This is a genomic window from Alicyclobacillus vulcanalis (assembly GCF_900156755.1).
GTDB lineage: Bacteria > Bacillota > Bacilli > Alicyclobacillales > Alicyclobacillaceae > Alicyclobacillus > Alicyclobacillus vulcanalis.
The window spans coordinates 270,534-284,014 of sequence record NZ_FTOO01000002.1 but is presented as its reverse complement, the minus strand read 5'-3'; the positions used below and the strand labels follow the sequence as shown (position 1 = coordinate 284,014).

Here is a 13,481-nt window from a genome sequence, read left to right as displayed (position 1 = left end):
CCCCTCCGCATAAAGCTTTGGATGCAACGCATCTCGGCTGGAGGTGGACCAAGTGCCCGGCTTGCTGACGTTGTTGGCGCTGGTACTCAAGGACGTCTCTCTTTTCGTCTCGTATGTCAAGCAGGGCGCTTTTCCGCATCCGCTCACTCCCGAAGAGGAGGAGCAGGCGATTCGCGCCTATCTCGCGGGAGACGGCCAGGCGCGCAACCGGTTGATTGAGCACAACCTTCGTCTTGTGGCGCATTTGGCGAAGAAATACGAGTCGTCCGGTGAAGATTTGGACGATCTCATCTCCATCGGCACCATCGGGCTCATCAAGGCTGTCGAGAGCTACCGGCCCGACAAGGGGACCAAACTGGCGACGTACGCCGCGCGCTGCATCGAAAATGAGATTCTCATGTACCTGCGCAGCAACAAGAAGCATCGCCGCGACGCGTTCCTGTCCGATCCCGTCGGGACTGACAAAGACGGCAACGAGATGACGCTCGCGGATTTGCTGGGATCCGACCCGGACGACGTGATCGACGCCGTGGATATGTCCTGGGAAAAGCAGAAGATGTTCGAGTGCTTGCCGCTTCTCGCACCGCGGGAGCGGGAGGTGTTGTGTAAGCGATTTGGGCTGCCGGACGGTGAGGAACGCACGCAGAGGGAAATTGCGAAGGAACTGGGTATTTCGCGCAGCTATGTGTCTCGGATTGAGCAAAAGGCAATTGTGAAGCTGTACGAAAGCATGCGCCAGCGCAAATCGGCGAGTTCGAACGCCGACGCCTGAGCGAGAGCCCGCCCGTCGTGGCGGGCTGCGGGCTCGCGTGTGGCAGGGGTGGGTCAGGCCGGTGAGCAGGCCTTTCGCCAGTTTTGGGTTTCTTTTCAAGCGTGGTGGAGCTATGCCCGTGTGGCGTATGACTACGCGTTGGATGCGTTCTTGCCAATTCTCCACGAGCGCTACGGACCCCGCGCAGGAGAAATGCGCGACATCCTCATCACGTACCAGGCGGTCCCGGACGAGCTCGTGACTTCGTCCGACAAGTTGGTCGTCGTGCCTCTTGAAAGCTTGTTGTCCCGAAACGCCTGATCTCGAGTCCCTGGCGCCAGTGTCCGCGTGTATGGTATCATATGCAACTGTTATCAAAGGGTACGGACAACGACGCATGGAATCGGGTGAGGAGTTTGGCCTGGCTCTCGCGGCTCATGCCGGACGAGTACGTGGCATCTATCTATGATATCGATCTCGACGCACTTTGGCGGCGGGGGATTCGCCTCATTCTCACAGATCTGGACAACACCCTGGTGCCGTGGAATCACCCCGACGTCCCAACGGAGCTCGCAGCGTGGCTGCGGGACGTGAACGCGCGCGGCTTTCATGTGTGCATACTCTCCAATAATGGCGAGGATCGCGTCGGAGCGTTTTCCAAGCTGTGCGGTATCCCCGCGGTATCCGCCGCGGGCAAGCCCAAGTCGCGGGGGTTCTTGCAGGCGCTCCGCCGTTTCGAGATGCCTCCAGAAGCTGCCGCCATGATCGGCGACCAGCTGTTCACGGACATCCAAGGCGCGAAACGGCTCGGTATGTACGCCATCCTCGTGCTCCCACAACATTCGGTGGAGTGGTGGGGCACCAAGATTTCGCGCATGGCGGAGCGCGTGGTGTTGCGGCGCCTGGAGGCGCGGGGATTGCGGCGCCCACAGGTGGACTCAGACAGGAGGCGTGGGAATGACTGAGGCGCGCGTGTGTGTGGGCTGCGGAGCGGTGCTCCAGTCGGAAGACGAGCGAATGCCTGGGTATGTCCCGGAGAGCCATCGGGATCGCGAAGACGTTTTGTGCAGGCGCTGTTTCCGCATTCGTCATTACGGGGAATTTGCACCCGTCGTCGTCGATGAAGCGACCTATCAGCGTCAGGTCGGGGCCATCTTCGATCGCCCAGGGCTTGTGTTGTACGTAGTGGACGTGTTCGATCTCGCCGGAAGCTTGATTCCGAGCGCCCGCCGGTTCGTCGCATCGAGCGACGTCGTGGTCGTGGTCAACAAGGTGGACCTTCTTCCTGCGGATGTGGAATACGAGGCGCTTGCGGACTGGATCCGGGATGAGGTGCGCGCCTCCGGCGTGGAGCCCGTCGATGTCGCGTTCGTCAGCGCGGAGAAGCGGCGCGGCGTCCCTCGGTTGGCCGACCGCGTGGCGCGGGAAGTCCACCGCCCAGTCTACGTGATCGGCATGGCCAACGTGGGCAAGTCGACGCTCCTGAACGCGATGATCGAGCAGCTGTCGGAGCGGAAGCAGCCGTTCACTGTGTCTCGACGGCCGGGAACGACGCTCGCCATGTCGAGCGTGCACATCCAAGGGCCGTATGGAGAGGTGGAGCTCGTCGACACGCCTGGGCTCATGTACACCTCGCGCGTCATCGAGCGGTTGTGTGGCGACTGCTTGAAGTGGGTTGTGCCGCGGACGCGCCTGCGCCCGCGCGTGTATCAATTGAACCCGGGACAAGCCCTTTTCTTGGGCGGCTTCGTCCGGCTCGAGACCATTGGCGGCGAGCGCCAGAGTGTCGTCTTGTACGTCGCGAACGATCTCCCGGTCCATCGCACCAAGCGGGAGCGGGCCGACGCGTTTTTTGCGGAACACCGCTTCGACCTGCTCAAGGTCCCGTGCGAAGCGTGCGCGGACGCGTTCAACGACACGCGCACGTGGCTTTTGGCCTCTCCGCCTCGGCGCGATGCGGATTTCTCCCTCGGCAAGCGGGGTGCCGACATCGTGTTGCCGGGGCTCGGCTGGGTGGCCTGGACGGGACGGCGAACACTCGCGCGGATCGAGGCGCCCGCATGGCTGAAGCTTTCCAGCCGCCCGAGGCTCGTCGGCGTGCTCGCGCATCGGCGCCCACCTTCCCACGGGGGTGATGAGCGGTGAAATTGTTCGGCGTGATCGGCAGACCCATCAGGCACTCCTTGTCGCCTGCCATGATGAACGCGGCGTTTCGCGCGCAGGGTGTCGAGGCCGTCTATCTGCCCTTCGAGGTGGAACCTGGCGATCTCGTCGACGCGCTGCGCGGCCTCCGCGCCATTGGCGCGGTCGGGATCAACGTCACCATCCCTCACAAGCTGGGTGTCTACGATTGGGTCGAGGCGCGCACGGAAGTGGCCGAGATGGCTCGGGCGGTGAACGTGGTCCGCTTCAGCCCATCCGGCGCGACGGGGCACAACACGGACGTCGGCGGTTGGTGGGCGTCGGTCGCTCCGCATGTGGGCGAGGGCGCGCTTCGAGTCGCCGTTCTCGGGGCCGGGGGCAGCGTGCAGGCCATCCTGACCGCGCTCGCCAAGGAGCGGCCAGGCAGCGAGGTGTCCATCTGCTGCCGGCGGCAGGAGCAGGCCGACGCGCTCGCGGCGCGCTACGGCTCATGGCTGCGGGTGAGATACGCGGCGTGGGCGGATCGGCACGAGGCGATTGCGCAGGCGGACCTCGTGGTGCAGTGCACGCCCGTCGGCATGTGGCCGAGAAGCGGCGAGTCGCCCGTCGAGTCGCCGGACTGCTTTCACGCGCGTCAGGTCGTGCAGGACATCGTCTACCGCCCGCTTCACACCGCGTTTCTTCGCCAAGCCGAGGCGCGGGGCGCCACGACGGTGGACGGCGCCTCCATGCTTGTCTGGCAAGGCGTGAAGGCGTACGAGTGGTGGCTCGATCGCGCCGCGCCCGTGGAGGTCATGCGCCGCACGGTGTATGAGGCGCTCGAGCGGGAAGAGGCGGATCGCCATGGGTGAGGGCGGCATGTGCTATACTCGTGGAAATGATGAACGGATCACGGGGCAGAGGCGCATCCTGCTGTTTGGCGGCACGTTCGATCCGCCGCACGTCGGCCATCTCACGATGGCCCAGATCGCGTATGAGCAAATGGGCGCCGATGAGGTGTGGTGGATGCCGGCCGCCAAGCCGCCGCACAAGGCGGAGATCGGCGTGGACACGTTTGCATGGCGGTATCGCATGGTGGAGGCGTTGCTTGGCGCGAGGCGGCATATGCGCGTGACCGACGTGGAGAATCGGCTGCCAAAGCCCTCCTACACGGTGGACACCCTGCGGGCGCTCATCAGGGCTCATCCCGACGTCCACTTTCTCTTCCTGCTCGGCGCGGACAGTCTGCAGCACCTCCCGGAGTGGCACGGCGCGGCAGAGCTGTGCGAGATGGTCCGCTTCGTCGTCGCCCGTCGGCCCGGCTACGATTTCGACACGGCGGCGGCCACCGCCCGCGCTCGCCTGCCGCATCTGCAGATGGACGTGATCGACATGCCCATGCTCGACGTATCGTCGACCTGGGTGCGGGATCGGCTGGACCGCGAGCTCGACGTGTGCGGCCTTGTGCCGGACCCGGTCCTCGCGATTTGGCGCGAGGGGCCGAAAGGAGGCATGACGCGCGAATGCAGCGGGGGAACATCATCCATGACCTTCGGCAGCGCCTCGCCGAGTCGCTGACGCCAGCGCGCTATCGGCACGTCCTCGGCGTGGTGGAGGCGGCGGTGAGGTTGGCGCGCCGCTTCGATGCCGACGTGCTCGGCGCCGAGCTCGCTGCGTGGCTGCACGATCTCTCCCGAGAGTGGCCCAGCGATCGGCTGCTCGCGTATATGCGGGATCGGCAGCTCGACGTGCCGGCCGCGTGGCTTGATGCGCCCATCCTGCTCCATGGCCCGGTTGCCGCGGACATCGCCCGTGTACAATATGGTGTGGACGATGCGGACGTGTTGAACGCGGTGTTCTACCACACGACAGGCCGGCCCGGCATGCGTCCGCTTGAGGCGGTGCTGTTTGTGGCGGATGCCATCGAGCCATCGCGGGATTACCCAGGTGTGGACCACCTTCGGGCGCTTGCCGAGTCGGATTTGAAGGCTGCGACCTTGGCGGCGCTCGAGTCGACCCTGCGCTACGCGCTCGATCGCGGCTTCGAGATGGACGCGAGCACGGTAGCGGCGCGCAACGAGCTGCTCAAACAAGCTCGAAACAAGGCATAAAACGGCATCATCCGAGGGAGGCATGTGCATGAATGCAAACGTCGAGCAAATCGCTCGCCGAGCTGCCACGGCCTGTTTGGACAAAAAGGCTACCGATGTCGTGGTGATGAATGTGGAGCAATTGACGCCCGTTGCGGACTACTTCGTCATCTGTTCCGCGAGCTCCCGCCCGCAGGTGGAAGCGGTGGCGCGCGCAGTTCGCGACGATCTCGCCGAGATGGGCGTCACCTGCCGCGGCATCGAGGGATTGGACGAGGCGCGCTGGGTCTTGCTCGACTTTGGCGATGTGGTCGTGCACGTGTTTCGACCCGAGGAGCGCGAATTTTATCATCTGGAACGCCTGTGGGGCGACGCCGAATGGATCCCCATTGAGGCCAACTGAGCGGCTATGGCATACGAGCATCTTGCCCCTTGGTACGACGCGTTGATGGGCGAAACCGTGTACAAAGCGTGGCAAAGCGCGCTATCGCGGCGCCTGTCCCCGGTTCGCGCGGCGGTCGATCTCGGCTGCGGAACGGGCGTCATGGCGGCCTGGCTTGCCGAGCGCGCCGAGATCGTCTATGCGGTGGACGCCTCGCCCGACATGCTGGCCGTCGCGTTCGACAGATGGGGTCATCTGCCGAATGTGCGGTGGATTCAATCGGATCTATGCGATCTCGAACTGCCCGAGGCGGCCGATTTCGCCCTTGCGTCGACCGACGTGTTGAACTATTTGCTCACCCGCGAACATATGGAAAGCGCGCTTTGCAACATCGGGGCGTGCGTGCGGGAGGGCGGCGTGTGGGCGCTCGACACGCTCGGTCCACGGCGCATCGAGGCCCTGCGCGGCGGCGTTTGGCATGATGTGCGCGACGACCTCGCCGTCCTGCACGAGACGGACGTCGACGGCGAGACGATTGTGCACCGCGTGTTGGGATTCGTGGCCGTAGACGAGGAAGAAGGACTGTTTGTCCGATTTGAGGAAGAGCACGTGCAGCGCTATTGGGACGCCGAGACGCTCTCCGACCTGTTCGCGCGCACGGGATGGGATGTCGTCGAGGTCACCGGCGACTTTGGGGCGTCTCCGCTCCAGGACGCAGACCGGATCTCGTGGCTGCTTAAGCGACGTTCAGGCGGCTGACTTGCGGCGCGAAGCGCGTTGTGTGTTTAGGGCGACGGGCGCTCGCTCGCCTGTTCTCGATACGCGAGAAACGAGCTCAGCACGTCTGGATGAGCCTGAAGGAACAAAACGAGCGACTGCAGCGCCTCCAGCGTGGCTGGGCTCACGTGGTGTTCGATGCCCTCCACGTCTTTCTGCAAGGTATCTTCCTGGACTCCGAGCATCCGCAAAAAGTCCGCCAGCATCGCATGGCGTTCTTTCATCAGGCGCCCCATCTTGTGTCCCCGCGCCGTGAGCACGATGCCGCGGTATTTCTCGTAACTCACATATTCGTTCTCATCCAGTTTTTGCAACATCTTCGTCACAGAGCTGGGCTGTACGGCCAGGGAGTTGGCGATGTCCGAGACGCGCGCGTACCCCTTTTCGTGAATCAGCTCATAGATCTTCTCCAGATAGTCCTCCATGCTGGGCGTCAGCAACGCGTTCAACCTCCCCATACCGTTGCCTCGATTGTACACGACCCAGAAAAGGCTCGGCAACGCCCCTTCTTAGGCAAGATATTCACATGACGGTGAGAAATCCACCGGCAGCGCTTCTCCAAAGTCGCGAGAAACAACGCCTCGAGCAAACAGGCGTTCGCCTCGTTTGCGGCGAATCCCTGGGCATCGATGCTCAGGGAGGATGGTCGCGATGACGGATCGTACACAGAAGCCCGGGGAGTCGGGGGAGCTCGTCGCCGAAGGGGCCTGGCCCATTTCGCTGCCTGCGCATGAGGACGATTGGGAATTCGAAGAAAGGGATGTGCACGCCGTCGCGCCGGGCGAGGCCGCCTTCGCGCCGGGCGGCGGGGCTCGCGCCGAGGGCGTGCCTCGCTTCGCCTGGATTCGAGCATGGTCAGGCTTCGTGCGCGCGGGACTGACCATCTTGCTCGCCGCGGGCGCCGCATGGTTTGGCTCCGAGCGCGCTGCGGCAATGAAGGCCACCGCGTCGTCCCCAGAGGCGGGGGCCTCGAGCGCTGCGACAAAACCCGCGCCATCCGCGGACACCGAGGCCTCGAATGAGATCGCCCTACAGGTGGATGTGCACGGCGATGTCCTTCACCCCGGCCTCGTCTCGTTGCCTGCCGGATCGCGCGTGCGGGACGCCATCCGCGCTGCGGGCGGCCTGCGGCACGCAGACGACGCGTCGACTATCAACCAGGCGGCGTTGGTGTGGGACGGCGAGGAAATCGATGTGCCCGCGCCGAGCACCACAGCGGGCGCGGGTGAGGTTGACGCCCGGTCGGACGTGCAGGAGATGGGCGCTGGGCTGCAACAGGTGTCCGCTTCGGACGCTCCCGCCGGAACATCGGCGCGAGGGCGCGGCCGTGCGCACAAAGGCGAACTTTCGTCCGGTCAGAAAATTAACATCAACACGGCGGATATGGAGACGCTTGAGACGCTGCCCGGCGTCGGACCGAAGCGCGCGCAGGCCATTCTCGCATACCGACAAGCGCACGGGCCATTTCCCAATCTTGAGAGCCTGCGCCATGTGAAGGGCATTGGCGAGAAAACGCTCGCCAAGTGGAAAGATCTCATCACGTTTGGGTCTGCGGGAGGCAACGCGGACGGGGGTCAGGCGCGGCCGTGAACCGCACGCGGCTTCACGCGTGGGCCATTGCGATCTTCCTCGCAGCGGAGTGGACCCGGTACGTCTGGGGGTGGCGGCCCGCGATTCAAACCGCCGCGCTGGCGTTGGCGCTGGCCGGACTTTGCACGCTCGTGCGGCGCGCGAAGCCGCGCCTGTTGGCTGTCAGCGCGTGCAGTGTCGCGGTGGGCCTGGCGCTCGGCAGCGCGTGGTCCGTGCGGCAACCGGCTCACCCTCTTGCGCCGCCCGGCGCGTGGGACGTTTTTGCGGGCCAGGTGCAGAGCGTCAAGGTCGCCCGCCGCCAAACCGAAATCCTGGTGGCCGTGCGCCAAGAAGGTGAGCCCGCACGCCGTTGTCACTTTCAGGCGCTCGTGTTCGCCGAAGGAGGTGCACGCGTCGCGGCAGGCGAGTGGGTGAGAGGAAAGGGGATGTGGGAGGCATCCGACCGCGCACCGACAGCGATGGACCTGCTCTCGCCCCTCGTACGGGGAGTCGGTCGAGTCTATCCTCTCGACCGACCGCCGAGCTTCGGGGATCGATGGACCGCGGCGCTTGAGGCGGATATGGAGAAATTTTCGCCCGGCGGCGGCCATGAGCTCATCCAACTGGCGCTTTCCATGGTGTTTGGCGATGCACAAGGCCAGCTGACGCAGCGTGTGTCTTCGGATTTCCTGGCCGCTGGCGTGACGCATCTGCTCGTCGCGAGCGGATCCAACGTGGGCTTTGCGCTCGAAATGGCGGCTATCCCATGGCAGCGTTGGCTCGCGCGGCCGTGGTCAAGGCACCGGCGTGTGGCGTACGGTGTGTACGCGCTGGGCGTGGTGTTTACATTTGCCTGGATCTGCAACTTTCAATTGGCCATCCTGCGAGCCGCGTGTGGTGCGATGTACGCCATCGCGGCGGCGATGTGCAGGCGGCGCGTCCAAGGGTACACGGTGCTCTGGGCCTCGGCAGGCTGCGCCGGAGCCTTGGATCCTGCGGACCTGTTGACGCCGAGCATGCTCTTGTCCCTCTACGCGGCTTTCGCGGTCTGCGAAGCGGAGGCGCTCTGGCGCCGGGCGCGCGGCACCCAAGAGGCGGCTGTCAGAGCGCGACGAGCGGGGGGAAGCCGTGCCACGCGTTTGGGCGCTGCGCTCGTCCGCGGGGCGATCACGACGGCCATTGTGGACGCCTATCTCGTGCCCGTTCTGTGGTGGATGTTTCGCCAGTGGACGCCGTACGCCGCGGTGACCACTGCGCTTCTCGAACCCGCCGTGGAAATGCTGATGCCGCTCATCGCGCTGTGGGGCTTGGCGACGTGCGCGGCCTGCCTTTGGGCCGTTCCCCCTCTCACCTGGATGGCCATCGGTATCAGCCATGTGGGTTGCGCGACGATGGCCGCGATCGTCTGGTTCGTTCACTTTGTCGCTTCGTGGAGGGGGAGTTTGCAGGCGCTGCCCCCCATGTCCTTCGGATGCGCGCTGGCGCTCGTGGCGTGCCTGATCACGGTGGCGCACGCTCGATTTCCGGATCGCCGCCGTTAGGTGGAATTCGACCGCCGTTGTGCTATGATTGTGCGATGGAAGTGTTCGGTCCGGCATGGCGCGATCGGACATGAAAAGAAAAACGAAGCAAACTGGGAACTGGAGAGGACGCTCATGAGCAAAATTGTGATTGCTGGCGCGGGCTATGCAGGCATGATGGCGGCGGCCTATCTGGACAGGCAAGGGGTTCCGTTCACGCTGGTGAACAACCACGACTACCACTATCTCACCATCCTTTTGCACGAGGTGGCGGGCGGGCGAGACGTCGGTGACAAGTACAAGATCCCCATCAAGGAGGTCTTGCGAAAGGACACCTCTGAACTCGTGGTGGCCACCGTGACCGGAATCGACCGGGAGCGCCGCGTCCTGAAGACCACGGAGGGCGAGATCGGGTACGATTACCTGATTTACTCGCTGGGCTGGGTGTCGGAGTACTTTGGCATCAAGGGGCTGAAAGAGTACAGCCTGAGCATCACCAACCTCGACTCGGCCGTGGAAATTCGCCGGCACATTGATGAGCAGTTCCGGTTGTACAAGCAGGACGGCGACGAGCGCCACCTCCGCATCGCGCTGGGCGGCGCGGGTCTCACGGGCATCGAGCTCATGGGCGAGCTTTTGGAGTATCTGCCGAAGCTGTGCAGGGAGCTCGACATTCCTTGGGAAAAGGTGGACGTCCAGTGCATTGAGGCGATGCCGACCATCCTGCCGATGGTGGCGGAGCATCTCCGCCCGTATGTCGTCGAGACCATCACGAAGCGGGGCGGGAAACTGCGCACCAACGCAAAGATCAATGAAGTCACGGAGGGCGTCATTCACCTCGACGGCGGCGAGAAGGTGGAGGCGGGGACCATCGTGTGGACTGGTGGCGTGCGCGCAAACCCGCTCTTGACCGAGGCCGGGTTCACCGTGGATCGGCGCGGCCGCGCGAAGGTGAATGCGTATCTTCAATCCGTCGACGATGAGCAGATTTTCGTCGCGGGCGACAGCGCTTGGGCGGAGGACGAGAATGGGCGGCCGTATCCACCGACGGCGCAGAACGCGGAGCAGATGGGCCCGCTTGCGGCGAAGAACATTCTCCTGCGCGAGCGGCGGCGCGAGATGATGCCGTTCAAGCCTCGCGACTGGGGTACGCTCTGTTCGCTCGGTTCGGAAGTCGGCGTGGGCAGCTTCCTCGGCGTGCCTATCAAGGGCGTGATGGGCGCTTTGGCGAAAGAGGGAAGCAAGGCGAAATACCTGTGGGAGCTGGGCGGCTTGCGCCTCGCGGGCAACCATGGGAAAGAAGTCGTTCGCATTTGACGCGGACCACTGCGCGGGCGGGCCGAGCCCGCTGGCGGCGCCTCTCGGATCGGGTATACTCGATCCGGGAGGCGTGTTTGTTTGGACATCTTCGAAGCCATCGACCACTTGACCAACGCCGAGCCTGCCTCGGTCTACCTCCTGCATGGGAGCGAAATGGGCCTGTTTGACTGGTTTTGCGACGCACTTCTCCAGACTTCCCACTTCTCGTCGCTCCTCCGGTTCGACTACGAAGAAGACGGATTTGAGCCCGCCGAAATCGAGCTTTGCTCCTTCTCCCTGTTTGGCGATCGGCCTCTTGTTTACGTGCGCAATGCCACGGTGTTTACGGCCGACGGCCGTTCTGGCGCCGAGGCGGATCGCCTGGCTGCCTATCTAGAACAGCCCATGGCGATGCGCACCCTCGTGCTCTCCGTGGCTTCGGATAAATTGGATGAGCGCCGCCGGGTGACAAAGCTGGCGAAGCGCCACGCGGTCATCTCCTGTTCTACGCCGAGCCGCGATCGCGACGCCTTGCGGATGCTTGAGCGATTGGCGAAAGCGAAGGAGGTGCTCATGGAGCACGACGCGCTCACCGAGTTGTGGCGCCGCACGCAGTCGCTTACGCTCGCGGTCAACGAATTTGGCAAGCTCCAGGCGTACGCCGGCGGGCGGCCGATTGCGCGCCAGGATGTCGAGGAACTTGTGCCGATGCAGGTGGACGACAGCGTGTTCACGTGGATCGATTGGGCCGTGCAGGGGCAGGTGATGTCGGTCTTCAACGCCCTCGACGGGCTCGCACGCCAGGGCTATGACGCGTTTGCGCTCATTGCGCTGTTGGCGCGCCAGGTGCGCCTGATGGCTCTGGCCAAGGGCGCTCGAAACATCGAGCAGCGCGCGAAGGAGTTCGGCGTGCATCCGTACGCGCTGCGAATGGCGGCGCGGCAGGCCGGTGCGTTTCGACAGAAGGATTTGGCAAGGCTCGTCCGCGTGCTCGCCGATGCCGAGTTCGATGTGAAGCGCGGGCGGCTCGCGCCCGACATCGCGCTTCACCTGGCGCTCATGGAACTCACCCGTGCTGCGAGTACGGCGCAAAAGAACCGGGCACAGTAGCGAATAGGCGTGCAAAGCGTGACGGGAGGGATGTTCATGCAGGACAGCGGAAGGCGGCGTGTGAAGGTCATTGGCGCCGACGGACAAATCCATGAAGTGCCTTGGACGGCGCCCGAACGACCGTCTGCTGCGAAGCTTGTGGCGGATCGCCTCGGGACGGCGTATGTGGACGGCGAGGACCACGGCGAAATGACGGCGAAGGAGGCGGGGGAAATCGGGGGCCATTTGGGCGGCCCGATGGTGGCCAGGCTCGTGGCGCTGGCGAAGCGCGATCTCGCCTACGGCCATGTGGAGCGGCTGATGGGGCGGCAAAACAACTGATGCCAAAATAAAAAGCGACTCCCGAGAGTCGCCTTTGAGATGCGCTCGCCGCGCTTTTTCTTACGCTTGCTGCGCCTGTTGCTCATTCAACAGCGCGTTGAGGCGCTTCGTGAGCCGGGACTTTTTGCGGGCGGCCGTGTTGCGGTGGATCACGCCCTTCGTCGCTGCCTTGTCCAGAGCGCGGAGCGCCGCGCGGAGCCGGGCCTGAGCTTCCTCCACGTCCTGGGCGGCGAACGCCGCTTCGAACTTGCGAATGTGCGTGCGCAGAGCCGACTTGATGGAGCGGTTGCGCAGCGTATTGCGCTTCGTAATCAATACCCGCTTTTTGGCGGATTTGATGTTGGCCATGATGTCACCTCGCTTTTCACAACTCGCCGACGCATCGGCATGGAAACCGGGCCGGGCGGCAATCTACAGACGACAGAGAGTGTAACACATGCTGGGGGACCACCGCAACACATGGGGAGGGCGACCAATGGTCATTTCATGGAATCGCGTGAGAAGGGTCCGCCTCAAACCTTGCCACCTGCCCGTGTCGAGATCGTCTCCACGCACGGATCTGGCGGTGGAGGCGAGGGAGTTGGCGCTTCGCGACGGGCAGATTCGCGGAGCCGAAGAAGAGCGCGAGGAGCACGAGGGCGTCGTCGTCACGCGGGTGCGGGTGCGCACGCAGCTGGCGGCACGGCGGCTTGGGAAGCGAAAAGGGACGTACGTGACCATCGAAGCGGCAGGCATGCGCCGTCGGGACCTTGACCTCGAGGAAAGGCTCACGCGCATCCTGGCAGACGAATTGAAGCGCCTGCTCCCGCAGGAAGCCAGAACGGCGCTCGTCATTGGGCTTGGCAACGAGCACGTGACGGCCGACGCGCTCGGCCCGATGGTTGTCCATCGCCTGTTCGTGACGCGCCACCTGTTCAGCTACATGCCGGAAGTGCTCGGCGATGGAGAAGGCTATCGGTCCATCGCGGCGCTCGCGCCCGGCGTGCTCGGTCTCACCGGGATCGAGACGAGCGAAGTGGTGCTTGGCGTCGTGGAGCGCATTCGACCCGACGTGGTCCTCGCCGTCGACGCCCTGGCGGCGAGATCGCTCGAGCGCCTGCACCGCACCATTCAGCTGTCGGATGCCGGCATACAGCCAGGTGCTGGGGTGGGCAACCAACGCAAGGCCATCGACCAGGAGGCGCTCGGCGTGCCCGTCATCGCCATCGGGGTGCCGACCGTGGTCGACGCGGCGACCATCGCGAGCGACGCGATTGAGCTCGTGTTCCGCGAGTTGGGCCGACAGGTGCCGGGCAACGCGGCAAATCGGTTGCTCGATCAGTTGTCCGGCCAGGAAAAATGGCAGCTCGTGCGCGAAGTGTTGGAGCCCCTCGAGCAAAATCTCGTCGTGGCGCCTAAGGAAGTCGACGAGTTCATGGAAAACGTGGCGTACCTCATCGCCAAGAGCATGAACGTGGCGCTGCACCCGGCGATGACGCTGGAAGATGCCGATCTCGTCACGCACTAGCTGTACCCGCAGGGTCCCTGCCCGCGGCCGCCCG

Annotated in this window: 17 protein-coding genes; 15 read left to right on the top strand and 2 right to left on the bottom strand. The window is 64.3% G+C overall.

Translation table 11 applies throughout. From position 1 onward, the window contains the following. Window positions 1-52 precede the first annotated feature (52 nt). The 9 genes from sigK to BW934_RS03770 all read left to right on the top strand — a co-directional run bounded on the left by sigK (window position 53) and on the right by BW934_RS03770 (window position 6,103). Window positions 53-772, top strand: coding sequence for an RNA polymerase sporulation sigma factor SigK (sigK, locus tag BW934_RS03810; protein ID WP_076345255.1), 720 nt, complete (start codon window positions 53-55; stop codon window positions 770-772). A gap of 120 nt (window positions 773-892) precedes the next feature. Further along, window positions 893-1,072 carry a hypothetical protein gene (locus BW934_RS03805; RefSeq protein WP_076345253.1) on the top strand — a complete coding sequence of 60 codons (180 nt, stop codon included), beginning with the start codon at window positions 893-895 and terminating at the stop codon, window positions 1,070-1,072. A gap of 86 nt (window positions 1,073-1,158) precedes the next feature. Then, a complete protein-coding gene (locus BW934_RS03800) occupies window positions 1,159-1,716 on the top strand; it encodes a YqeG family HAD IIIA-type phosphatase (RefSeq protein ID WP_234969533.1) in 558 nt (185 codons plus the stop codon). Next, complete coding sequence (gene yqeH, locus BW934_RS03795; RefSeq protein WP_076345251.1) at window positions 1,709-2,896, top strand: ribosome biogenesis GTPase YqeH; 1,188 nt, start codon at window positions 1,709-1,711, stop codon at window positions 2,894-2,896. The genes BW934_RS03800 and yqeH overlap by 8 nt, the downstream gene beginning before the upstream one ends. After that, window positions 2,893-3,744, top strand: a complete 852-nt coding sequence (aroE, locus tag BW934_RS03790) for a shikimate dehydrogenase (RefSeq protein WP_076345249.1) — start codon at window positions 2,893-2,895, stop codon at window positions 3,742-3,744. Before yqeH ends, aroE begins: the two co-directional genes overlap by 4 nt. Then, window positions 3,737-4,450, top strand: coding sequence for a nicotinate (nicotinamide) nucleotide adenylyltransferase (nadD, locus tag BW934_RS03785; protein ID WP_076345247.1), 714 nt, complete (start codon window positions 3,737-3,739; stop codon window positions 4,448-4,450). The genes aroE and nadD overlap by 8 nt, the downstream gene beginning before the upstream one ends. After that, window positions 4,396-4,983 (top strand): bis(5'-nucleosyl)-tetraphosphatase (symmetrical) YqeK, encoded by a 588-nt coding sequence (gene yqeK, locus BW934_RS03780; RefSeq protein WP_076345245.1) that lies wholly within the window; start codon window positions 4,396-4,398, stop codon window positions 4,981-4,983. Before nadD ends, yqeK begins: the two co-directional genes overlap by 55 nt. A 28-nt stretch (window positions 4,984-5,011) precedes the next feature. Further along, window positions 5,012-5,365 (top strand): ribosome silencing factor, encoded by a 354-nt coding sequence (rsfS, locus tag BW934_RS03775; protein ID WP_076345243.1) that lies wholly within the window; start codon window positions 5,012-5,014, stop codon window positions 5,363-5,365. Between the two features lie 6 nt (window positions 5,366-5,371). After that, the gene (locus BW934_RS03770; RefSeq protein ID WP_076345241.1) at window positions 5,372-6,103 is read left to right on the top strand and encodes a class I SAM-dependent DNA methyltransferase; all 732 of its coding nucleotides are present in this window, start codon (window positions 5,372-5,374) and stop codon (window positions 6,101-6,103) included. A 26-nt stretch (window positions 6,104-6,129) separates the two neighbouring features. Here the strand turns inward: BW934_RS03770 and mntR are convergent, their stop codons facing one another. Beyond that, window positions 6,130-6,579 (bottom strand): transcriptional regulator MntR, encoded by a 450-nt coding sequence (mntR, locus tag BW934_RS03765; RefSeq protein ID WP_234969531.1) that lies wholly within the window; start codon window positions 6,577-6,579, stop codon window positions 6,130-6,132. Between the two features lie 193 nt (window positions 6,580-6,772). Between mntR and BW934_RS03760 the strand changes: the two genes are divergently transcribed. From BW934_RS03760 to BW934_RS03740, 5 genes are all read left to right on the top strand, one after another. Next, the gene (locus BW934_RS03760; RefSeq protein ID WP_076345239.1) at window positions 6,773-7,711 is read left to right on the top strand and encodes a ComEA family DNA-binding protein; all 939 of its coding nucleotides are present in this window, start codon (window positions 6,773-6,775) and stop codon (window positions 7,709-7,711) included. Continuing rightward, a complete protein-coding gene (locus tag BW934_RS03755) occupies window positions 7,708-9,231 on the top strand; it encodes a ComEC/Rec2 family competence protein (RefSeq protein ID WP_076345237.1) in 1,524 nt (507 codons plus the stop codon). Before BW934_RS03760 ends, BW934_RS03755 begins: the two co-directional genes overlap by 4 nt. A 114-nt stretch (window positions 9,232-9,345) precedes the next feature. Then, on the top strand, window positions 9,346-10,527 hold the full coding sequence (locus BW934_RS03750) for an NAD(P)/FAD-dependent oxidoreductase (RefSeq protein WP_234969529.1): 1,182 nt from the start codon (window positions 9,346-9,348) through the stop codon (window positions 10,525-10,527). A gap of 81 nt (window positions 10,528-10,608) precedes the next feature. Further along, a complete protein-coding gene (gene holA, locus BW934_RS03745) occupies window positions 10,609-11,619 on the top strand; it encodes a DNA polymerase III subunit delta (protein WP_076345233.1) in 1,011 nt (336 codons plus the stop codon). Window positions 11,620-11,655: 36 nt separating this feature from the next. Beyond that, window positions 11,656-11,940 carry a small, acid-soluble spore protein, alpha/beta type gene (locus BW934_RS03740; RefSeq protein ID WP_076345231.1) on the top strand — a complete coding sequence of 95 codons (285 nt, stop codon included), beginning with the start codon at window positions 11,656-11,658 and terminating at the stop codon, window positions 11,938-11,940. A 60-nt stretch (window positions 11,941-12,000) separates the two neighbouring features. On the opposite strand, the gene rpsT is transcribed toward BW934_RS03740, so the two are convergent. Continuing rightward, window positions 12,001-12,288, bottom strand: coding sequence for a 30S ribosomal protein S20 (rpsT, locus tag BW934_RS03735; protein ID WP_076345229.1), 288 nt, complete (start codon window positions 12,286-12,288; stop codon window positions 12,001-12,003). A gap of 127 nt (window positions 12,289-12,415) precedes the next feature. Here rpsT and gpr point away from each other — a divergent pair, with 127 nt between their 5' ends. Then, a complete protein-coding gene (gene gpr, locus BW934_RS03730; protein ID WP_076345227.1) occupies window positions 12,416-13,447 on the top strand; it encodes a GPR endopeptidase in 1,032 nt (343 codons plus the stop codon). Window positions 13,448-13,481 lie beyond the last annotated feature (34 nt).

Bases quoted from the DNA above. Each gene is read 5' to 3' on its own strand.
- yqeH (WP_076345251.1), top strand. From the start codon at position 1,709: ATGACTGAGGCGCGCGTGTGTGTGGGCTGCGGAGCGGTGCTCCAGTCG.
- nadD (WP_076345247.1), top strand. From the start codon at position 3,737: ATGGGTGAGGGCGGCATGTGCTATACTCGTGGAAATGATGAACGGATC.
- yqeK (WP_076345245.1), top strand. From the start codon at position 4,396: ATGCAGCGGGGGAACATCATCCATGACCTTCGGCAGCGCCTCGCCGAG.
- rsfS (WP_076345243.1), top strand. From the start codon at position 5,012: ATGAATGCAAACGTCGAGCAAATCGCTCGCCGAGCTGCCACGGCCTGT.
- BW934_RS03770 (WP_076345241.1), top strand. From the start codon at position 5,372: ATGGCATACGAGCATCTTGCCCCTTGGTACGACGCGTTGATGGGCGAA.
- mntR (WP_234969531.1), bottom strand. From the start codon at position 6,579: ATGGGGAGGTTGAACGCGTTGCTGACGCCCAGCATGGAGGACTATCTG.
- BW934_RS03760 (WP_076345239.1), top strand. From the start codon at position 6,773: ATGACGGATCGTACACAGAAGCCCGGGGAGTCGGGGGAGCTCGTCGCC.
- BW934_RS03750 (WP_234969529.1), top strand. From the start codon at position 9,346: ATGAGCAAAATTGTGATTGCTGGCGCGGGCTATGCAGGCATGATGGCG.
- BW934_RS03740 (WP_076345231.1), top strand. From the start codon at position 11,656: ATGCAGGACAGCGGAAGGCGGCGTGTGAAGGTCATTGGCGCCGACGGA.
- rpsT (WP_076345229.1), bottom strand. From the start codon at position 12,288: ATGGCCAACATCAAATCCGCCAAAAAGCGGGTATTGATTACGAAGCGC.
- gpr (WP_076345227.1), top strand. From the start codon at position 12,416: ATGGTCATTTCATGGAATCGCGTGAGAAGGGTCCGCCTCAAACCTTGC.